The following is a 20,818-nucleotide window of genomic DNA, read 5'->3' on the forward strand; positions in this document are numbered from 1 at the left end:
TCGCCGCAACGTGTTATATCTTAACTCGCTGCTTTGTAATTGTCAAGAACTTTTTTATAATCTTTTTTGCTATCCTTGCAGCTATATAAGCGGTCTCCCGACCCTCAGGGAAAGCTGTTATTTGCGACAGCGAAATTGATTATATGTCTTTACAGGCCCGATGTCAAACATTTTTTGAATAAATCGTTATTTAGTTTTTTTGACTACGTTTGATTAGATATTTCTGCACCTTTTTGCTTTTAGCTATTTAAAATTCCATCTTAACCCCCTACACCTCTTTGAGCTACGTTTTACAAATAGGAAATTCGAGTATTTTGTTATTTGTTCGATATTTTATGTTAAAATAAAAAATGCATTTCCAACAATATCAAGTTCTCTAAAATGCCAAAAGATCACTATAGGGGATGAGTACTTTATAATTGCTCACACTTCCCACTTGGACGAACCAACATCCTCAAAGCCTTTACGGAGGGTGGCAGTATATATATCATTGTCACACTTTTTAATCATTTTATAGAATTCATGAGCGTGATAGATGGAGATTTTTATTATGGGATCCACGAGACTGTCTCGAAGTGAGTTTGGATGCCAGAATAAAAAAATACAGATATCATGCTTTGTTACTTTAACAGGGTATTTACAATCTAATGCAGCAGTCTATTTTTTTCATAAGGAGGATCAATTAATGAATAAAGCTGAAATTGTAGAAATAAAGAAGCAGTTTGCGCCTGACAGATGTACTATCGATCGCATCTGCGGATGTTATGTAGATCATGAGAAAAACAAGCTCATGGTTGATAAGAGAGCTTTTGGCTCCATTCCGGAAGAAGAGATGTATAAATATCTCGATATCTTCAAACACACTCTTACCGGTACTATAGGTAAGAATCTTATCCCGCTTGAGTTTCCTATGGATCAGGAAGAGGAAGGTGGTACTCAGAATTTCCTTCTTGCTCTTCGCGATACTCATCTCGAGGACGATTCTCTTGTAGACGAATTCTATGACAGGGTTATAGCTAATTATGTAAATGCTGAAAACTATTACATAATTCTTGTTCATGCCATGTATGATATTCCCGGCGTAACAAGTGACCATATAGAAAATGATGACGCTTCTACTGATGTATACGACTATATACTGTGCAGCATCTGTCCAGTCAAGCTCTCTAAGGCTGGTCTTGGATATAATGAGACAGATAATCGTATAGAAGATAGATTCAGAGACTGGGTTGTAGATGCGCCTTCTAAAGGCATGCTGTTCCCGGCTTTTATAGACAGGAACACAGACATTCACAACATGCTTTACTTTACCAAGAAGCCTGAAGATCTGCAGCCCGAATTCATTACCGCACTTTTTGGCGGAAGACCGCCTATGTCAGCGCCTGATCAGAAGGATACATTTAATGCCATTATAACTGATACTATTGGCGAAGAAGGAAGTTATGACACTATAAAGACTCTTCATGAGAATCTTGAACAGATGATAGAGGATCATGCAGAAGACCAGACTCCTCTTACTATTGGTAAAGAAGATCTTAGAAGCCTTCTTCAGGATGCTGGTGTTCCTGAACAGAATATGGAAAGATTCAACAAAAATTACGAAAATTGCATCGGTGAAAATGAAGACTATCCTCTTCTTGCAAGTAACATTGCTAATGACAAGAAATTCAGGATTGAAACTCCTGATGTAGAAATAAAGGTCAATCCGGAAAGAACAGATCTTGTAGAAACCAGGATCATTGATGGAAGACAGTGCATTGTAATTAAGGTTGATGACCACGTCGAAGTTAATGGAATAAATGTCAGAACAATATTCAATGATTGACTTTAAATACAAGACTATATTTTGACTTATAAAAAACACCTCATCTTGTAGCTGCACATTCTTAGCCAGCATAAAGAGGAGGTGTATTTTGTCATAAGAAAAAAGTTCGAATCACAAATTTGTTCGAATTGCATTGTTTTAGATAATTATGTCTGGGGTCATGAAAAAATCCGAATCACAAATTCTCATTATCCTTGCTGTCGGATTCTTTGGAATTGTCTTCATCAGATTCCTTATCCTTGTCAGCCTGAATCTGTCTAAGTTCAGGAGGCAGGGTCATAAGTACTTTCATGATCCTGTGTTGACGGATTCCTCTTACTGCCAGCGTGATTCCATTATCAAGTTTTACTACTTCGCGGTTATATGGAAGTCTGTCCAGCTGTCCTATCATAAGTCCGCCTATAGAATCATAATCTTCGCTCTCAAATTCTGTATGAAGGGCATTGTTGATATCATCAAGTTTCATAGCACCTTCGATTAGGTACTTGCCATCTCCAAGGTCTCTTATCTGAAGCGCCTCGTCCTGATCATATTCGTCTCTTATTTCACCTACTATCTCTTCAAGAAGGTCTTCAAGCGTGATCATTCCTACTGTTGTTCCGTATTCGGATAGCACAAAGGCCACATTATATGCCTTGGCGCGCATTTCTTCCATAAGATCTGCTGTCTTCTTGAATTCATAGGTATAATATGCTTTTCTTAGATAGTTTTTAACATGAAAATTCTCTTTATCTTTGACAAAGAAAATATCCTTGATATTGATAAGCCCTATAACATTGTCCTGATTATCTTCATATACCGGGATCCTCGTGTACATATCTTTATGAAAGACCGCCCTGACCTCATCGTAGTCTGCGTCTGCTGAAACGCAGGACATATCTATTCTTGGAATCATGACATCCTTGGCTACTGTATCGCCAAAATCAAACACGTTGATTATCATCTCTTTTTCTTCAGATTCTATGACTCCATCTTCATGACTGGCATCAACGTAGGTTCTCAGTTCCTTCTCGGTAATGGACTTACGTGCATCTCTGTCTATATGCAGAGCATTAAGCACAATTCCGGAGAGTGCATCAACTATGACTACAAGCGGAGTGAATATGACCATCAGAAAATTGATGATATATGCATACCTAAGACAGGTTTTCTGAGACTGGGCAGTTGCTGCCGATTTAGGGGTGATCTCTCCAAATATAAGAATAAGCACTGTAAGTATTCCTGTGCCTACTCCTACCATAGCACTTCCAAAGAGTTTTGTTATTATCACTGTCATAAGTGCTGATGCAGAGAGGTTAACGATATTATTGCCAAGAAGGATCGTTGAGAGGAATTTCTGATAATGATCCAGTATATAAAGAACCACTCCAGCTCTTTTGGCTCTTGCATCCTTATCATCCGTAAGTGACTTGATCGCTATTTTGTTAACTGTAGAAAAAGCAGATTCTGCTCCTGAGAAAAAAGAAGACAATACTAGTAATATCAAAAGTATAATAAGCTGTATTACAGATCCCTTGGTTAACTGCATATAAAATATGCCTCCTAAAATAATCATATATGGGTTTTCAGCTTCAGTATATTTTTATACAATAAAAAATATGAAAGCTTACTATTCAAATATTAACAACTTTAAAGAAAGCACGCAAGGTATGAAGAATCTGGGTTTTGAAGAACGTTATGCCTCTTACCTTGAACGCATAAGTCCGGAAAGAAAAGAACATCTTTTATCTTTTAAGAATGAAGATGACAGATTAAGAAGCCTTGCCGGTTCTATTCTTCTAACTGATATCGTAAAAGAATTAAGGGATACTTTATCCGCTTCAGATCATTTATCTATAACAAACACTGCATCTAGGTCGGATGCTTCAAGCATACCAGGACTATCAGAAAAAAACATTTTCGATGATTGTACTAAGGAATATCCAGGCTTATTTAATATCACTTTTCCAATCAGTATAAAATGTGAAGACATCGGAAAGCCATATATTGCAGAAGCTCCGGATCTTAAGTTCTCTATATCCCATTCCGGTTCATATGCAGCCGTTGTAACTGCTACATCAGCGGAATGTAAGAGTATAGGAATAGATATTCAGGCTAAAGACAGGAAAAATGTTCTGGATATTGCAGATCGCTTCTATACCAGAGTTGAAAACAATATCATTCAAAGTGCTGTTAGCAATTTGGAAAAAGAAAACCTTTTTTATGAGATCTGGTCTGCCAAAGAGGCTTTCATAAAATGCGACGGCAGGGGGTTGTCATATGGTATCTCGAACTTCAATGCCGATATTACCAAAAATGTGATCACAGATCTTAATGGTAATGTTATAGCAACTTTAAAAAAACAGGCGTGCCCTGACGGATACGCCTGTTATGTGTGCTATTTTTAAAAGTACGATTTCCATGGTGAAGACATTATGTATCATATGGAGTTCTTCAGAGGCGGTTTTAACCGCATAGTAAAGATATGGCTTGATCATGGATGCGACAAGTCTCCGGAAGAAATAGCGCAGGTTATCAGTTCAGAGTATCAGGGCAGAAACTAAAGGATTTTTATGAAAAAAATATTACAGAGGCTTTTTATTCCTAAGCCATCCACCGCTATACTTATTTCTATCCCACTGTATGTATTAGTCGGAGCTGTGCTCGCAAAAGAAATCACAGGTCCGGTGGCATATCTGGCATACTTTCTTTCCAGCTATGCTCTTGTAATAACATGTATTGCTATCACAAGACTTATCCCCTCATGGAAAAAATCTTTCCTTCACAGCAGATTTTATTTATGGCTGACATCACTTCCAATTATAGGAAGCTGGATTACTAACGATGCTATTCGAATAAGGACAGTTCTTTACATTGGGGCCTTTATAAACCTTTTGTATGTGATCCTTAAGATCACAACCGGAACAATATATCACTCTGCATGGCTTATCCTTTTTGGCTTATACTACTTGTTCCTTGCCATCTTAAGATTGTTCATCATAAGAGCAGACAGAATATATACTGAAAGTAACGACTTTCGCGGAGAGTATAAAACTTACAGATTCTGTGGAATCCAGCTTCTTGTTCTAAACTTATTTCTCTGCTTCATAACAGTGATGGCATCAAGACTTGAAGGCACAATTGATTATCCAGGTCTTCTGATATTTGGGATGGCCTTTTATTCTTTTTATGCAACAATCGCAACAGCTGTAAATGCTGTAAAATATCGAGGTCATACTCATCCAATGTTTACCGCAGCCAGGATTTCCAGCTTCACGGCAGCTCTTGTCTCCATGCTTTCTCTTGAGATTGCAATGACAGCCCGTTTTGGTGCAGAAGATATCAGTTTCAGGAAGCAGATGACCGCACTTACAGGCTTAGGAGTATGCTCTATCGTATTGATAATGGCAGTCTCTATGATCATAAAGTCAAGCACCTGGTTTAAACAAAACCACAACTGAACTCATCTAACCATACGCTCTACTATTTCTTTAGTCTCATCACTGAATCCATCAAGGTCCTTCATTGAGATAACCTCATAACCCACCAATGACGCCAGATGCACATGGAAATATGCGTAGCTGTATAGTCAGTTTTTTTCTTTTTCGTCTTTACTTCTGTACCAAAAGCTCCGCCGATAAGTCTTTTTATCTGATCTGCGTTTGCTACTGGGTACAACTCCACAATGTGCTGAGCTCATTAAAATGCTTAACTACAAACTCCACTTATCCTATTCCTCTTTATTTCAGCGCCGCACTAAGACTATTCGGAATCCCCCTAGGTCCTCGCACAGCATATATTCCATACTCCGATTTCAGCCTGTCAAAAGTGAACTTGTCAGGCTTATATCTCTTTTGCAGCTTTATCTTCATAAGTGCTGTGATCTTAAGATTCTTATCCTCATAGTCACAAGGAATATCAACCTCTGTGACTTTGCACTTATACAAAATTGCGGATACCGGTGAACCAACATACATAAAGACAGTATCGCCCTTTATAATTCCGGCACCCTGCTTCCAATCTATTTCATCAGTGTTATCAAATGCATGCTCAATATCATAATACTTGGGATTAGCCGGAATAATCCATTCCTTAGGCTGTCTAAACTTCTGCTTTTTCTTTGCTGACGCAGTGATTTCATAACTTGCGTCAATCATGCGACAAACTTCATCAAATACTACTGTGCCATCAAGAACTATAGTAATCCAGTTGCCCTTGTTCATGTGATAGCCAGGATAATATCCTTCCTGCTGAAGCAATATATCCCTGAGCATAAGATCATCTATTTTTACATCGATGATATCTATCTCATCGCATCCCATCGCACCTATCTTATCTGGGGTTACATTCATAATCACTGCGTACCATTTACGATTATCATCATGACGGAACACAGCAAATCTTGGGTATCTCTTTCAAAGATATTCTGGCTCCGTACCATATTTTTTCTTTAAATACTTTGCGATTTTATCCCTCATGTCTTGCCTCTTTTACACTACATAGTGCTGCCTGCTGCCAAAGTCTTCTTTCTTAAGTTCAGAATCCAACAGATCAAATACCTCCGGAACAACCTTTATAAGAGCCATTGGCTGCGGAAGATTTCTCATAGCTTCTTCCGGAATCTTTTTATATTCCATGACCTTTAAGTACTCTTCACTGAAAGGCTCCACAAGACTTGCCATTCCTTCAATCTGTAGGCTCTTTAGATTACCGAATCCGTTGTATGGCTCATAGATTGCCATTCCCACATGCTTGTTTTTCTTACGTCCACGGAACTTTAATCCACCTTCGGAGAAAAAATAGAAACAGTTATCCACGAAGTTGTATTCTATCGGTGTGCATCTTGTATGTCCTTCAGAAGCTGTTGCCAAAGTACATGTGTTATGCCCCTCAATAAAGGCTGTAATTTTTTATTCTCCCATGTTACCGGTACTTCTTTTCCATCTATCTTTAAATATACTCTGTACATAGAATTAATCCAAGTAAATATCGGTAATATCATACTTTTTACCGGTATTTACTCTATACTTTGTTCAGCTCTTTTAAACATAAGCAAAGCTAGTAGATTATAGTTTGCCTGCTTCTATATCATGTTTCCAAAGCTCTACTATACTGTTATCGCTTACATCCGCCCTGTAGTATTAGCTAAAGTGCCTTCGACCATTGTTATCATTTTTCCGACCAGTATTGCATTTTCTTTTACCTGTGGAGTGAAGCCTCACACGACTAAAGTCGCGTGCTTCCTATTGCCACAATCTACGTTGTGGTTGCCTTTTAGGGCATTGGACTGCGTTTCTGTCCATACAGCTAAAACTCAGTACTTAGGCAACTAATATGTTGTCTAAGACCGCATTTAAGCTAATAAGGTCAGCCAACGTGCAGGTGCTTCTCTTAGAGCACTGAGGGACTTTAGCCTCAATGTCCAACCTGTCCGTCACCAAACAGGATTTAAAAATTTCTCGTATATAATAGCGGGCTGCTATATTATACGAAGCATTAAGATCGCAGTTGTATGTTTTGCCATTTTGGAATCTACACAAACTGTATGTGGGCATATCTGCGTCCTTACCTCGAAGAACTCTGCCACTGCCATCGAAAGCTAGTCGTGATGTCCCCCCATGCGCAAATATGAGATATCCTCATACTAAGTCTGTGAGCCTTGTCTGTTACCATAGATTGCACGTACTTTGCCTTCCACATATGGAGCTTTTGTTTCTTAGAGCCACGCTTTTTACCTGCAAGGTCCAAGTGTTCAAAAACTATGGTGTCAGCATTGTACATTACGGCTGTATCTATGATAAAGTTAGCTGTTTTAACAGCTATGTCATCGTTAATACCTTTAGCTTTAGCCCACAGCCTCGGCATCTTACGGTTGCCATACTGCTGGGCTTTCTTTATACGGTTTACAGCATGGTTCAAACGGTCTGTTTCACTTGGCAGTCCAAGGAAACGTCTGCCGTAGATAGTGCCTTTTGAATCCATGATGCAACACGTACATGCTGAATTTAAACCAAGGTCAACGCCAACCACAAGGCCGTTTGTATCTGTAAGAGTAACCTTTTCTTCAAACGGGAAGTCTAAAAACCATTCTTTACCTCGTTTCTGAAGCGTAGGAGCGCACATCTTACGACCATTACACCTATGATAGATATAATCCATGTCTGATTTGCGAAGACTAATGGATAGCCAATTCCATGTGTTGTTATGGTATATCTTAATCTGTGCAGAATAATCGTCTGTGAGATTATACATCCCTATGCGATATAAGGATGGATACACGTACCCACAGTTATTAAGAGTAGGTTTCTTACCTGTAGGATTTAACTTCCAGTTAGCAAGGTTAGACTTATAAGATGATACTTTGCCTATAGCTTCAGATATTGCTGCTCTGCGTATATATGACGGCATCTTATAGAATCTGGAATCGAAATCGTATTTAGGAGAAGAGTTCTCTTTGGTTTTATGACAAAGCGACTCTACATGCATCATTTGAGCCTGATTACCTTTTATGGCAGAAACCAGGTCCCATTCAGCCAGACATACATCCATAAGAAAATTGACAGCGTCCCTGTATATAGTTACTGTCTCAGAAAATATATGATTGTATTGTTTTATTTTAACGGAATACGTGGAGTATATCTTCATGTGTTACTTTTCTTTCTGACTGCTTATATAATTAGTGACCTGCTCTTTAGTGCACTCACTTACAGTTGCTACAAAATATGATGGAGTCAAGAACGTTAGCGTAGTATATGTCGAGCTTCAAAGCCATAAAATAGCTAATTCTCCACTCAGTTCATCATGTAAGCTCTCTAATGGATCACTCTCTTAAACACATCATAATTCCTTAAATCTCTGGGACTGCAATATACTGCAAATTCAATAATCCTAAATGCATTCAGATAATCTCCTATAACATTCGCTGCAGCCCTTGCAACAACCTCAGGTTTGTTTTGAAATGCTCCACATCCAAAAGCTCCCAGTACAACTACTTCTTCATCATTATATGCAGCAACATCCAATATACGTCTCAGCCTCTTCTCATGAATCTCCAGTAGCTCGTTATCTGAAATTTTCACTTTTCTCATTCCATCATTCTGGTTATATGGATTGCTGGGATTGTCCCTTAGATTTGGCGCCGCACAAGTGATCACATCTACTTCATACCACTCCGATTCAGGCATGGTAACAGGAGCTGACGTATCTGTCTTAAACACTACAACTCCCGGAGTATATATTATGTCATCATTATGAACCGGATCAGAAGCAGCTCTATGCGGATTATAGAAACCATCCCACATTTCCTTCGTATTAAGCATTTCATACAAAGCAGAGCATCTGCACAGGCATTCTTCCTGTGCTGTAGACCCTTTAGTTACACCTCCACCAGGATTTGTGGCAGAAGCAAAATTATGAACAGCAACTCTCATGTTTTTATAAGCTGCCGCAGCCTCTAAAGTTCTTTTCTTAGATACAGTAAGGCTGACCCTGTCTGTATATCTACTTCTGTTAAAAGAGGGCAATGGCTCTCCAGCCAGAATCAGTTTCTGACCATTTCTCGCTTTCCTTATAGATTCTTTAAGCCTGCTGTTCTCATTGCACATCTTCTCTGTGTTTCTGAAGATAATGACATTCTCATCTCGTCCCATTTTTCCTCCTAAAGTTAATTATTGGCGTACTGTTCCTGTACATTAAAAAACTTATCAAACGGCCAGCAGACCACAGAAAGCTGAACCACATCGATTACGATTCCTCTTGCTTCACATACCAGTGGATCTGTAAAGCACTTTTTTCTAAATCAGCAAAAATAATTATGCTTCTTCAAACTTCCGGGTTGCAGTATCCACAATATACAGCTTCTGGTTACCATACGGATCCCCATTTGAGTATGTTGAAAAAAGATCCAGCGTCAGTACTCCTCCCAGATCAAGTGGTTCCTCTACAGGTGTATGTCCCACAACCTGATAAAAGAGATCATCCCTGAACATTCTGTAAAAATCAGCCTGAGGTCTTGCCCAAATTGGTGAATTATCCCTCCACAGTTCCTGCTTACCCATACGGTTAATCCTTGCAAGGATATCCTCTATCTCTTTCATATGATATCCACACGTCTGAAAGACAAAACTTTCCGTAAGACCGGCATGACTGAATAGCACATCATCAATTTTATGGATAAATCTAAAACGTTCTTCAAGAACACGTTCCAGTCTGGTAATGCCTTCAATAGCAGTTATCCTTGCCTGGACAGAATATCCCGATTCCATGGCATCCCAAAGATAAGATACATCGTGATTACCATAGCACCACAATGACTGATCATGCTCTTTGCCAAATTCAGCAGCCCTGTCCAAAGTCTCGTTATATGCGTATAAATCATTTTCCTTTCCCCAATCATCTACCAGATCTCCAAGAATCACGATGTCATCGTAGCTGTTCTCATCAACTCTATCAGCCATATCAAAAATCCATGGCTTTAAATGTACATCAGGAATCACAAGTACTCTGCTCATTTCAAAAAATCTCCAATTATTCCATCTGTTTCAGTACTTCACTAATATCAAGACTCTCATCTTTTCTCAATCAGTACTTCCCATTTCTTTACGGCTACAGGAACTAAAAGTTTATCAACACTTACACCCAAGAGACCGCTGAGAACATAAAGGTTTTCAATCACGAAAAATGATCCTTTATGGCGCCATTTATTAACCGCCTGTGGAGTAATACCCAATTTATCAGCGATAGTCTTATCTTTTAACCCCTTTGCTTTAATAAGATCACACACCTTTTTCTTTGTAGCTTCAAGATCAAGCCCCTTTACCCTGTCAGGTTCTTCCCAGCATGCTATGTAATCCAATAGTCCCAGTCTCTGCCGAAATCTATTCATTTCAATGATTTCCATTATTTTTTCATATCTTTCATCCATAAATATTTTCCCTCTATGTCTACTCTGAATGTAATCTTTTCATCAATCCCAAAGGTCCCAAAACCATTCTTTAAACATATCAATAGCTCTGTCCTTGCACTCGTCTCTATATTGGTCAAGTTTCTTACTTTCTTCAAAATATCGGTCTTCTATCTCTTTATATTCCGGCACATACCATGTAATCAATAAACCTATTCCTTTTCTCATATATATTGTATTGTAGATTAATTCCATTGTATATAAACCCGTGGTTGATAAATTAGAAAATTGCTCTATAAAAATGATTAAATAATAGTCCCAGAAACGGGTAGCAGGCATCCGGGGGATGCCATGCTTGCGACTCCGAGCTCTGCGAGGGATCCCATAACCTTCCGCGTATGAAGCGGATGCTCTACCTCCCACGCTATCCTGGAATAGCGGACACAGAGGGTTGCTAGATGTCCGGGGGACATCTGCTTAGCAACGACCGGAGCGGAGCGTAGATCGAACCCAGATATCCGTGAGGAATGTCGGTTTTCAAGACCGATGCTGTACCAACCACGCCAACTCTGCATATTTTTAGGCAAAAGAAAAACCGCTTGCCTTTTTCATCTAAGGTAAGCGGTACTCAAACATGTTTATCTATAAGCTTCTGATCCGTTCTCTATACTATCCGGCTCTTTGCCAAAACAACATTTTCTCGCATTTGCCTATCCTTAAATGAGCGCATGAAATTAAACATCCACTCTGATTTGCTCTGGAGTGATGATTCATAACTTTCGCTATAGAGGCAATAATTGCGATTCATTGTTGTCATGTCTCTTTCTTTTCCTTTCCGGGAGATCTTATCTGCTCCGCTTATCTCTTTCTATATAGTATAGTAACACCGGCAACTTTAGTTGTCATTATATTTGTAGTATAAAATAATCAGCCCCCAAAGCGATATTCCTTTTCTTCCTTCTCATTTGGAGTTAGGCCAAAAGCCTCTATTATCTTAGTTATAATCTCTCAAAACATCAAGTCCAAGCAATAATGCTTTCTCATGGGACCCTGTACCAAATGACCTGGCATCATACTCATGCACATTAGCCAATGAATCAGCAGTGAACAGGAACTGTCCAAACTTCGCTCCACGTTTCCTGCAGCATGCTGCAAGGGCTGCACATTCCATTTCCACCACAGAACAGCCTTCCTCAAGGCGGTATCTCACCATATCCTTGGTCTCTCTGAAAAAGCCATCTGTTGTCCAGGTTGTACAGGTTACAAACGGAAGATCATGTTTATTAAATGAGCTTTCGATAGCTGCTATCGGTTCCTGATCAAGTTCAATATATCTGGATGCTGGAAGATAGTGATATGAAGTACCTTCAGCTCTCAACGCCTTTACCGGAACAATAAAAGCATCCTCCGGAAAATCCGCAAGAACTCCGCAAGAACCAACTGCAATTATCTTCGTACATCCACAGTTAACAAGTGTATCAAGAACCTGCGTTGCTGATGCCGAGCCTATAGGTGACTGCACCAGACATATATCTTCTTTTTCCTCATGTAGTACATATATCTTTATATTGTGAGAGACTGTAATAAGCTCTTCTACCATAGCTGCATTATTCTCTTTGGCGTATTTATGGACTACATCTCCAAGGAATGCAAATAAACACTTCTCCGGCAATCTCTCAGCTGTCCAGTCATGCTCAGGAGCTATAACTTCCGATGAACTGTCATCATATTCCAATAATGGTATTTCATTTTGTATTATCATAGAAACCTCCGATCTTCGTGTTTAAATCACAGAAACAAAATCATATTAACTTCATCAATGTATGTTCCGTCCTTCAGTTTGAATGCCTTTGGAGTTCTTCCATCATTAAGCGTTAACATTTCTTCTGCAATTTTCATAGTGTTCTCCTCCTGAATGTAAAAAATAGACCTTATCAAAACTATTTTAGCTTGATAAGGTCTTAATACACTTGTTTAATGAATCAAAAAGTTTACAGATTCATCATATAGCACGGCCTCATCTCGCATGGTAATCTAAGCCCCTGAATATTTTCCACGAACACATAATTGACCACCATTCTATTGACGAGACGTGTATTTGTCATATAACTGGCATTCCTCCAAGATTATTAGTTGTAAGTATAGACATAGCCCTGTTAGCTGTCAATAACTTTTTGCCCCTCTTTAAATCTCTTTATCACTTCAGCTTTGCGCCATCCTTAAAAGCATTGCCCACCTTTTCTCCAACTCCGTAATATCCATTACCAAATGGATCAAAGCTTATAGGCTTAAGTTTGGTGATATCAACCGCTCCATCTGTCACTACGCTTTCATCTGCAGAGACATTTACGATTTCTCCAATCAGAATGCCATCCTCAAAGCTCTTTACCTTACACTCAAGAGCAACAGGAAGTTCATCAATCAAAGGTGCATCAACAAACTCACTCTTTGTTGCGTGGAATCCGGCCTTTTCAAATTTGTCAGGTACTTTTCTTCCTGATTCTATTCCAACGTAATCGCAGGGAATTACCTGGTCTTCAGTAGCAAGACTTACTGTGAAAGCACCTCTCTTTGCGAGATTGTCAGTAGTCTTGTGTTCAGACAGGCTGATTGAAATCTCTTTAAAGTCAGTGGTTATACCCCAGGCTGCGTTCATAGCATTCGGTACTCCATTCTCATCATATGTTGCAATGATAAGAACCGGCTGCGGGTACATTAGTGGTTTTGCTCCAAAATTAACTCTGCTCATCTGTTTCCTCCTTTGACACAAAACTATTTTAACTTAATATACTTCCATCCTTCTATGCTTTTCTTCGATTCTTTCTATAGGTCTCAATTTCTTCCGCTATTGTGTTATAGTCTCTCTCAAACAATTCCTCATATGCCTGCTTCCACAGGATTTCACCGGGAACTTTTTAAATGAGCTTTTCCTGAATGAACAGCTTGCTCTTTTCTCTATATTTGGGAAGATCATTTCTCTCTAAAAGATGATTTAACTCAGTCCTCCACAGGATGGAGATTTTTCTCTTATCCTTTGTTTTTGACCTTGTTTTTATCTTTGGCCCTAACCACTTCAACGGTGGAAAAGAGCTTTATCAGCGTCATCCTTCGCCACTTTTTGTATCTATTTTAATCAATGCAGAATCATTCAAGCAACATCTTTCATTCCTTTTTCATAGATGTTTATTGCTAATGACTTTTGTGGAATATTGGGTATTATTAGCTTGAATATGCCTTCGCATAGCTATTTTTCATCATCGTAAGGCATACATTTGCCTGTGAAGCACCTGCAAGTCAAGTTTCTAGCATGTGGTTCTATGCCCTATACTAATATATCTAACTTGTCTAGGGCATACTCTCCCCCTGGCAACCCTATCAACTCTCCTCCTAGCACACAATTCTATGCCCCACGCTACTGTATCTATCTCGTTTAGGGCATATCTTGCCTCACAAGGTACTCACTTAGCATCATGAATCTCTCCCACAGGCACAAAAAGTATGCCCTAAATTTAAATATTTGAATGCCGAAGGCATAATTTGGAAATTTCCACGCATCAGAACGATGAGTGGCACCGCAATAAGCGGTTTATAAATGATTTCAATAGATGTTACATTCAAGAATACGGACGCCGCAAATCGGCGCCCGAAAAATTACATATAAATATCAGGACAATTTGAAACTATTCCGTCTCAAATCCGTATAAATACTGGTCCTATTACTCATTAACACCCTTAAGAGACGGGAATAGAAGTACATCCATATACTTCTGGACATTCCCCTATTACGTCCTGTAACGTCGGGAATAGAAGTACATCTTTGTACTTCTGGACATTCCCTTTTTACGTCCTGTAACGTCGGGAATAGAAGTACATCTTTGTACTTTTATTTTTTAGTTAAGAGGATTCTTATAGAATTCCTTAAAGTTATTGTAACCCTGCTCTTCAAGGGCCTGCTTCTGGAATTTCTTATTCTTGTTCATACGAACCACAAGTATCTGCTCACCATTCTTACGAGCTTCCTGAGCCTGTCCAAGAATATCTGAAAGCATCTGTCCGCTAATACCCTTCTCGATAAGGTATGCTGTCTTATCTGAAACGCCCGGAACCTTGAATCCCTCATCCATCATGATCATTATGATTCTCTCAAATCCAATTGAGAATCCGCATGCAGGAGTCTCCTGACCCAGGAACTTGCCTACCATCTTGTCGTAACGACCACCGCCACCGCAGCTTCCTCCATACTGAGGCATTGCGATCTCAAAAATAGTTCCTGTATAATAGCTCATTCCTCTTACAAGAGTAGGATCAAATACTATTTCAAACTCTGCTGCCTTATTGGCATCTACGCTTGAGATTATCTCTTCAAGATTAAGCTTTGCATCTGCTTCAAGGAAATCTCCAAGTGTTTCAGCAAGGAATTTAAGTCCTTCGATACCCTTGTTAACTTCAAGTCCCTTGAAAAGACCAAGATACTTATCTACAGACTCTTTAGAATATCCGTTTTCGATAAGTTCAGCTTCTACGCCTTCAAGGCCAATCTTGTCCATCTTATCAACTGTAATAAATACAGAATCATATGACTCTTCTGAGAATCCGGCATATGCTGCCATATCCTTAAGAATCCTTCTATCATTGATACGGATCTGGAATCCTTTAAAGCCAAGCTTGCCAAGAGTAGATGTTGTAGCAAGGATAAGCTCTATCTCTGCGAGGTTAGAAGGCTCACCAAGGATATCTATATCACACTGCATGAACTGACGATATCTTCCCTTCTGAGGACGGTCAGCTCTCCATACATATCCCATCTGCAGTGCCTTAAAAGGAGATGGAAGTTCATTGGCATGATTAGCATAAAAACGTACAAGCGGTACGGTAAGGTCATATCTAAGTCCTGAATCTGTGAGATCATTCTCCTCTTTAGCTTCAGCAAGGCGAAGCTTCTCGCCTCTTTTCATGATCTTGAATATAAGCTTTTCGTTATCTCCGCCCTGTTTGGAATTAAGATTTGCAAGTGACTCAACGCAAGGTGTATCTATACTTGTAAAACCATATCTGGCATATGTCTCCTTGATCACACCAATTACATAGTCGCGCAGCTGCATCTCTGCAGGAAGCACGTCCTTCATTCCTGTTACGGGCTTTTTAATAAGAGCCATGAATATTTCCTCTTCTTTCTATCTGTTGATTATTATAGACTTTAATTTTCTATCAGTCGCAAATTATAACATATTCCTTTAGTCTAGTAAAGCAGGCAAGCATTTTGCGTCTCGATTTGATCTGCAAGTAAATCTGTTATATCTCTTAATACAGTACGTTTATTGTCCTGTCTGGATCCGAGAGTAAATCTCTTCTACATCTGAAAGCAGTACACTTACTGTCTCGCCTTGATCTGTTGCTCCTGTGAGCATACCAATATAGTGACCATATGCATCAAAGGTTGGACCTCCGCTCATGCCTGCGTCTGCGCTACATCTGCAGTAGAGCATATCCTGAAGGAGCGCAGAAACATAAACTGATGGTTCCATAATGTATCCAGCATAAGATGTATCAGCAATCATACCAGTCGTATTGCCTGACACAAGGTCTTGACGCATTATCTCTTTGGAATGTATTACAAACATGGGTTCTTCTGCAGATAATACAGTTGTCTGACTATCATAGGGGACTACACATCGAAGCTGTTTTAGCTCATCTTCATCCATACAGGATGAATCAACAGACAAAAAGGCACAGTCTGCATCATCATCAAAAGCTTCCACTGTAAATTCCGATATCACGCCGTTATAAAAAACTACATATCCAAGAGCATTTTTAGTAACTACCTGGGATATAACATGATAATTGGTAGCTACTAAAATAGTATTTTCATCATATTCCCATATGCATCCGCTTCCAAAACTTCCGTATATCGAAGGATCTGTTATGGAAGGATTAACTACCTGAGAATTAGAATCCAAAGTATAATAATCTGTATCACTAGTATACGAGGCATCAGAATATACACTGCCTGAAAGATCTGTATATATATGGATCTGAACCATTGTCTGCTTAGCATTTTCAAAAGAGGCGCCAAGATCAGGTTCATCGAGAATAGTCATAGGGGTTCCTTTATTTTTGGAAAAGCCTATGAATTCTTTGAAATCATCAAATTGTAGTGTGATTATTGCCACAAATACAAATATCCCCAGCAGAAATACTGACAGGGATATCTTTTTGGCTTGTTGTGATATATTTTTGCTCATATTTTTTTAGAAGAGCAGACCTGTAAGCCGGGTTATGTCTAGGATGATCATCTATCTAGAACGCCTGTTGCCAGACGCTTCAAGCGACCCACCTGAAAGCGGACCGGGCCGGCCCATAGCTTTCTATTCGGTCTTGCTTCGGATAGGGTTTACATGGCTACGGATGTTACCACCCGCACGGTAGTCTCTTACACTGCCTTTCCACCCTTACCAACAAAAGTTGGCGGTATATCTCTGTTGCACTATCCCGGGAGTCACCTCCGCCGGACGTTATCCGGTATCCTGCCCTTTGAAGCCCGGACTTTCCTCACCTGCACCCTTTCGGATATTGCAGCCGCGATCATCTAGTCTGCTCAGATATTTAATTTACGCCTTTAGTTGTAAAGTTGTCAAGATAATATATAGCATTCAGATTCAAAATCTTGAATCTAACCAGCAATCTTTTATATTAACTTTTATATCATCTTGTTTAAATCAAACATTAAATATGCTTCCGCCTACAAATTCCCTGACAATTGAATTGTGAGGAAGTTCTGTAGAGTCAATACCTATAAAGTAGTCAAGGAACTTAAGAAGTCTTTTGGCTTCATAATATTCCGGATCATCTTTGGTGATAGAGAAAAGAAGCGGTTCAGCCTGATTCTTAAGAACTGCAAGCTCATATATCTGGGCTGAATTGAACATCTCATCAGCACTTTCCTGGAACGGGAAGATATTCCTCTCCTCACCTCTTCTTACAGACGGCCACATAGATATTGTCTTCTTGCCTGATGCACCTCTGGTTCTGGCATCGCGAACCATACGTCTTATGAGTCTTGCATCTGTGGTAGAGATACGATTATGTGCATCAACATTAAGCGTTGTAAGCGAACTTACATAAATCTTGTATTTACTGTCTTTGGGAAGTGAATAGCTCATTTCTTCATTAAGTCCATGTATTCCCTCAATTACAAAGATATCGTCTTCGCCAAGTTTCATTGGATTGCCGGTATATTCACGCTTACCTGTAAGGAAGTTAAATACAGGAAGGTCCACTTCTTCACCGTTAAGAAGCTTGGTCATATCTTCGTTGAACTGCTCTATATCCATAGCTCCAAGGCATTCAAAATCGTAATTGCCATCTTCATCTCGCGGCGTATCCTCACGATTTTTAAAATAATTATCAAGTGATATCTGATGAGGCACAAGGCCGTGTGTACGAAGCTGTATAGCAAGTCTGTGCGAAAAGCTTGTCTTACCGGAAGAACTGGGCCCTGCAATCATGACAAACTTAACATGAGGAGATGAATAGATATTCTCTGCTATCTTACCAATACGGTGCTCCTGAAGAGCTTCCTGAACGAGAATAAGATCACTGAGCCTTCCGGAACATATGGCGTTATTGAGATCACCTACATTCTCTATTCCCATCATATGGCCCCAGTTACTAGACAGAATCATCTGCTCAAAAACTTTCTCTCTGGGATCAAAAGTTCTGATCTCATTGGGGCTTGATGCCGGAGGAAGAACAAGCAATACTCCTGCATGGTATTTCTGAACTTTGAAATATTCTACATAGGATGTATTAGGAAGCATATATCCATAGAAATAATCGCAGAATCCGTCCATTCGATAAACATTGATCTCGCTGGCTCTGCGATATTTAAAAAGATTGACCTTGTCAATCATTCCTTGTTTACTAAATATCTCCATAGCGTCGTCAATAGGATATGTCTTCTTGGTGATAGGAAGAGCCTGATCACGCATTTCTTCCATGCGGGCCTGCAACTTTTTGACAAAATCATCACTGACATTTTCAATTTCCTTGTCCTTGTTCTTAAATGTGCAGTAATATCCGTATCCTATTGTAAACTCGACTTTTGTACGTACATTTGGATTAACATCATGTGCTGCCTTGATGAGCATCATAATAGCTGTTCTTCCATATGTCTTGTGTCCTATACTGTCATCCATCGTAACAAAAGAAAGGACTCCATCATTTTCAACTTTCTTAAAGAGTTCACGGATCTTGCCATTAAATATCACTAGTCCTATACGATTAGTAAAGCGAACCTGATACTCCTTAGCTATTTCTTCAAAAGTAGTTCCTTTCGCGTATTCTTTTCTCTCACCCTGAATCACTAATGTAGGCATAATTAATACCTCCTTAATAATTAATGCATAAGATCAAATATCCTGATATGGCGGCTTGTACTCAGCACACATTACTTCAAGTCCTGGAAGTTCTCTGTGCAAAAAGTCCCTCATGTAAGGTATAAATATTTTCTCAAGTCCGTAATGACTTGCATCTATAACAGGCAGTCCGCATGCCACTGCATCTATTCCGTCGTGGTGACCTATATCTCCTGTTATGAGCACATCAACTTTCTTGTCTATAGCATTCTGAATTACGTCAGATCCTGAACCCGGACATATGGCAACTCTTTTTATTTTCTTGGCTGGATCGCCGTACATACGAACATTCCCTATATGGAAACACTCCTTAACATAACGGGCACATTCTATAAGCGACATCTTTGAAGGAAGATCGCCAATCCGACCTATTCCCTCTCTCGACAGATCATCTTCATAAGTGACGTCAAGCACTTCTCTATGTTCAAGCTTCATCTCATCTGCTGCCGCATCTGCCATCCCCATAACATCAAAATTAGTATGCATGGCATAATAACTGATATCATAGCGTATAAGTCTTAATATCCTACGGCCTATAAAATCACTGTCGCTGACATTTTTGATTCCTTTAAAAATAAGCGGATGATGTGTAAGGAGCATATCTGCATCTACCCGTACTGCTTCATCAACGATCTCATCTGTTGCATCCAGCGCTATAAAAATTCTCTGGACTTCTTTTTCTCTGCGACCTGCAAGAAGTCCTACATTATCCCAGTCTGATGCAAAGGAAACCGGAGACAACTGTTCTAAATGTTCTATAATGTCGCGACACTGCATTTTCTTTCCCCCTGTCAAAAAAGATGGAGCGCCATTTTGATATCCGCTTGTTCTAAAGATACCTGGTCAAAGCGTCCCTGGTGAGACTTCCCAGCATCTTTTATCTTACTTAAAATTGTATCACAGACTTCATTGCCATGCACAAGAAAGCTCTTAAAATCCGCCTTCCCAGATAATAATATACATGGTCCAAAACGGTCACATAATCTTACGAGTTGAGAATCTGCGACTATAATATTCTTATCTTTTAAGCGCTTTCCGGTTTCAAAAATAGCATCTTTGTAAGAATCAGGAAGCATTGATATCTCGATATCTGTATCTACACCTGTGTCTGTCTCTATACTTGTGTCTGTCATATTATCACGATAAGTTTTATTACAATACTTATCCTTATTATCCTGTTCCTCAAGGTCTATAACATGGGCTTTGATCACAGGATAATACTTGCCATCTTCTAAGAGAAAATCTTCTTTTTGTATCTCGTATCCATTTTCTCTTAAAAAGATACGGAAGTTCATTATCTCAGACTGAGGCTCAAGTATAAGAGTTTTAAGGCCGAATCTGCGCGGCGGATTACTTTCAAGGATACTTCTCATAAGAGGACCTCCCATACCTGCACAGATCATTGTATCAGCTTCACCTTCCTTAAGCTTCTCAAGACCATCTGAAAGCCTTGTTTCTATCATGTCATAAAGACCATACTCTTCTACATGAAGAGTTGCTCTTTCAAGCGGTCCCTTTCGTACATCCATGGCAATGGCATGTTCTATACGATGACTTAGTGCAAGATAAATAGGGACAAATCCATGATCTGTCCCTACATCCGCTATTTTACTTCCTTCCGGCACCATATCTGCTACTGTTTTGAGCCTGTTTGAAATAGGTGGAAGACTATTTTTTTCTAATTCTTTTTTATTCATA

General features: G+C 39.4%; 18 protein-coding genes, 1 other RNA gene and 2 pseudogenes. 4 read left to right on the top strand and 17 right to left on the bottom strand.

All coding sequences use genetic code 11. The features are described from left to right. Positions 1-685 precede the first annotated feature (685 nt). Positions 686-1,825: a DUF4317 domain-containing protein gene (locus tag BMX21_RS04335; protein ID WP_092041760.1), complete on the top strand. Its 1,140-nt coding sequence runs from the start codon at positions 686-688 to the stop codon at positions 1,823-1,825. A 175-nt stretch (positions 1,826-2,000) separates the two neighbouring features. Here BMX21_RS04335 and BMX21_RS04340 read toward each other — a convergent pair whose 3' ends face one another. Further along, a complete protein-coding gene (locus tag BMX21_RS04340) occupies positions 2,001-3,353 on the bottom strand; it encodes an HlyC/CorC family transporter (protein WP_034488418.1) in 1,353 nt (450 codons plus the stop codon). A gap of 121 nt (positions 3,354-3,474) precedes the next feature. On the opposite strand from BMX21_RS04340, the gene BMX21_RS04345 reads away from it, so the two are divergent. The 3 genes and pseudogenes from BMX21_RS04345 (at position 3,475) to BMX21_RS04350 (ending at position 5,265) form a co-directional block, all read left to right on the top strand. Further along, positions 3,475-4,212, top strand: coding sequence for a 4'-phosphopantetheinyl transferase family protein (locus BMX21_RS04345; protein ID WP_177173915.1), 738 nt, complete (start codon positions 3,475-3,477; stop codon positions 4,210-4,212). 21 nt (positions 4,213-4,233) lie between these two features. Continuing rightward, positions 4,234-4,368 (top strand): annotated as a pseudogene (locus BMX21_RS19295) (TetR-like C-terminal domain-containing protein); the annotation flags it as partial. Between the two features lie 9 nt (positions 4,369-4,377). Then, a complete protein-coding gene (locus tag BMX21_RS04350) occupies positions 4,378-5,265 on the top strand; it encodes a hypothetical protein (protein WP_092041770.1) in 888 nt (295 codons plus the stop codon). Between the two features lie 279 nt (positions 5,266-5,544). Here BMX21_RS04350 and BMX21_RS04355 read toward each other — a convergent pair whose 3' ends face one another. From BMX21_RS04355 to BMX21_RS04430, 16 genes and pseudogenes are all read right to left on the bottom strand, one after another. After that, positions 5,545-6,198 carry an MmcQ/YjbR family DNA-binding protein gene (locus tag BMX21_RS04355; protein WP_278303951.1) on the bottom strand — a complete coding sequence of 218 codons (654 nt, stop codon included), beginning with the start codon at positions 6,196-6,198 and terminating at the stop codon, positions 5,545-5,547. Positions 6,199-6,294: 96 nt separating this feature from the next. Beyond that, the gene (locus BMX21_RS04360) at positions 6,295-6,711 is read right to left on the bottom strand and encodes a pyridoxamine 5'-phosphate oxidase family protein (protein ID WP_330390153.1); all 417 of its coding nucleotides are present in this window, start codon (positions 6,709-6,711) and stop codon (positions 6,295-6,297) included. A gap of 658 nt (positions 6,712-7,369) precedes the next feature. Further along, positions 7,370-8,353 (bottom strand): transposase, encoded by a 984-nt coding sequence (locus BMX21_RS04365; RefSeq protein WP_242952873.1) that lies wholly within the window; start codon positions 8,351-8,353, stop codon positions 7,370-7,372. Between the two features lie 99 nt (positions 8,354-8,452). Then, a pseudogene (locus tag BMX21_RS20150) lies at positions 8,453-8,533 on the bottom strand (IS200/IS605 family transposase); the annotation flags it as partial. An 83-nt stretch (positions 8,534-8,616) separates the two neighbouring features. Further along, positions 8,617-9,453 carry a TIGR02452 family protein gene (locus BMX21_RS04375; RefSeq protein WP_092041774.1) on the bottom strand — a complete coding sequence of 279 codons (837 nt, stop codon included), beginning with the start codon at positions 9,451-9,453 and terminating at the stop codon, positions 8,617-8,619. A gap of 162 nt (positions 9,454-9,615) precedes the next feature. Then, positions 9,616-10,314, bottom strand: coding sequence for a metallophosphoesterase (locus BMX21_RS04380; RefSeq protein WP_092041779.1), 699 nt, complete (start codon positions 10,312-10,314; stop codon positions 9,616-9,618). Positions 10,315-10,370: 56 nt separating this feature from the next. Beyond that, positions 10,371-10,727: a helix-turn-helix domain-containing protein gene (locus tag BMX21_RS04385; protein WP_022753607.1), complete on the bottom strand. Its 357-nt coding sequence runs from the start codon at positions 10,725-10,727 to the stop codon at positions 10,371-10,373. 42 nt (positions 10,728-10,769) lie between these two features. Continuing rightward, positions 10,770-10,961 carry a hypothetical protein gene (locus BMX21_RS18985; RefSeq protein WP_143057200.1) on the bottom strand — a complete coding sequence of 64 codons (192 nt, stop codon included), beginning with the start codon at positions 10,959-10,961 and terminating at the stop codon, positions 10,770-10,772. Between the two features lie 739 nt (positions 10,962-11,700). Next, the gene (locus tag BMX21_RS04395) at positions 11,701-12,468 is read right to left on the bottom strand and encodes a nucleoside phosphorylase (protein WP_092041785.1); all 768 of its coding nucleotides are present in this window, start codon (positions 12,466-12,468) and stop codon (positions 11,701-11,703) included. 435 nt (positions 12,469-12,903) lie between these two features. Further along, positions 12,904-13,455 (bottom strand): flavin reductase family protein, encoded by a 552-nt coding sequence (locus tag BMX21_RS04400; RefSeq protein ID WP_022753611.1) that lies wholly within the window; start codon positions 13,453-13,455, stop codon positions 12,904-12,906. A gap of 1,141 nt (positions 13,456-14,596) precedes the next feature. Then, positions 14,597-15,862, bottom strand: coding sequence for a histidine--tRNA ligase (gene hisS, locus BMX21_RS04405; RefSeq protein WP_092041788.1), 1,266 nt, complete (start codon positions 15,860-15,862; stop codon positions 14,597-14,599). Positions 15,863-16,021: 159 nt separating this feature from the next. Further along, complete coding sequence (locus BMX21_RS04410) at positions 16,022-16,876, bottom strand: S1 family peptidase (protein ID WP_177173917.1); 855 nt, start codon at positions 16,874-16,876, stop codon at positions 16,022-16,024. A gap of 79 nt (positions 16,877-16,955) precedes the next feature. Continuing rightward, positions 16,956-17,304: RNase P RNA component class A (gene rnpB, locus BMX21_RS04415), an RNA gene on the bottom strand. Between the two features lie 118 nt (positions 17,305-17,422). Further along, positions 17,423-19,081: a nucleoside kinase gene (locus tag BMX21_RS04420; protein ID WP_022753617.1), complete on the bottom strand. Its 1,659-nt coding sequence runs from the start codon at positions 19,079-19,081 to the stop codon at positions 17,423-17,425. Between the two features lie 33 nt (positions 19,082-19,114). Further along, positions 19,115-19,897 carry a Nif3-like dinuclear metal center hexameric protein gene (locus tag BMX21_RS04425; protein WP_022753618.1) on the bottom strand — a complete coding sequence of 261 codons (783 nt, stop codon included), beginning with the start codon at positions 19,895-19,897 and terminating at the stop codon, positions 19,115-19,117. Positions 19,898-19,911: 14 nt separating this feature from the next. Next, positions 19,912-20,817 carry a class I SAM-dependent methyltransferase gene (locus BMX21_RS04430; protein WP_092041795.1) on the bottom strand — a complete coding sequence of 302 codons (906 nt, stop codon included), beginning with the start codon at positions 20,815-20,817 and terminating at the stop codon, positions 19,912-19,914. Between the last annotated feature and the right edge of the window lies 1 nt (position 20,818).

The organism is Butyrivibrio sp. TB, from assembly GCF_900110805.1.
Taxonomy (GTDB): Bacteria; Bacillota; Clostridia; order Lachnospirales; family Lachnospiraceae; genus Butyrivibrio; species Butyrivibrio fibrisolvens_C.

Excerpts from the sequence above, each read along its gene's own strand:
- BMX21_RS04335 (WP_092041760.1), top strand. The coding sequence starts at position 686 with ATGAATAAAGCTGAAATTGTAGAAATAAAGAAGCAGTTTGCGCCTGAC.
- BMX21_RS04340 (WP_034488418.1), bottom strand. The coding sequence starts at position 3,353 with ATGCAGTTAACCAAGGGATCTGTAATACAGCTTATTATACTTTTGATA.
- BMX21_RS04345 (WP_177173915.1), top strand. The coding sequence starts at position 3,475 with ATGAAGAATCTGGGTTTTGAAGAACGTTATGCCTCTTACCTTGAACGC.
- BMX21_RS04350 (WP_092041770.1), top strand. The coding sequence starts at position 4,378 with ATGAAAAAAATATTACAGAGGCTTTTTATTCCTAAGCCATCCACCGCT.
- BMX21_RS04365 (WP_242952873.1), bottom strand. The coding sequence starts at position 8,353 with ATGGATGTATGTCTGGCTGAATGGGACCTGGTTTCTGCCATAAAAGGT.
- BMX21_RS04375 (WP_092041774.1), bottom strand. The coding sequence starts at position 9,453 with ATGGGACGAGATGAGAATGTCATTATCTTCAGAAACACAGAGAAGATG.
- BMX21_RS04380 (WP_092041779.1), bottom strand. The coding sequence starts at position 10,314 with ATGAGCAGAGTACTTGTGATTCCTGATGTACATTTAAAGCCATGGATT.
- BMX21_RS04385 (WP_022753607.1), bottom strand. The coding sequence starts at position 10,727 with ATGGATGAAAGATATGAAAAAATAATGGAAATCATTGAAATGAATAGA.
- BMX21_RS18985 (WP_143057200.1), bottom strand. The coding sequence starts at position 10,961 with ATGGAATTAATCTACAATACAATATATATGAGAAAAGGAATAGGTTTA.
- BMX21_RS04395 (WP_092041785.1), bottom strand. The coding sequence starts at position 12,468 with ATGATAATACAAAATGAAATACCATTATTGGAATATGATGACAGTTCA.
- BMX21_RS04400 (WP_022753611.1), bottom strand. The coding sequence starts at position 13,455 with ATGAGCAGAGTTAATTTTGGAGCAAAACCACTAATGTACCCGCAGCCG.
- hisS (WP_092041788.1), bottom strand. The coding sequence starts at position 15,862 with ATGGCTCTTATTAAAAAGCCCGTAACAGGAATGAAGGACGTGCTTCCT.
- BMX21_RS04420 (WP_022753617.1), bottom strand. The coding sequence starts at position 19,081 with ATGCCTACATTAGTGATTCAGGGTGAGAGAAAAGAATACGCGAAAGGA.
- BMX21_RS04425 (WP_022753618.1), bottom strand. The coding sequence starts at position 19,897 with ATGCAGTGTCGCGACATTATAGAACATTTAGAACAGTTGTCTCCGGTT.
- BMX21_RS04430 (WP_092041795.1), bottom strand. The coding sequence starts at position 20,817 with ATGAATAAAAAAGAATTAGAAAAAAATAGTCTTCCACCTATTTCAAAC.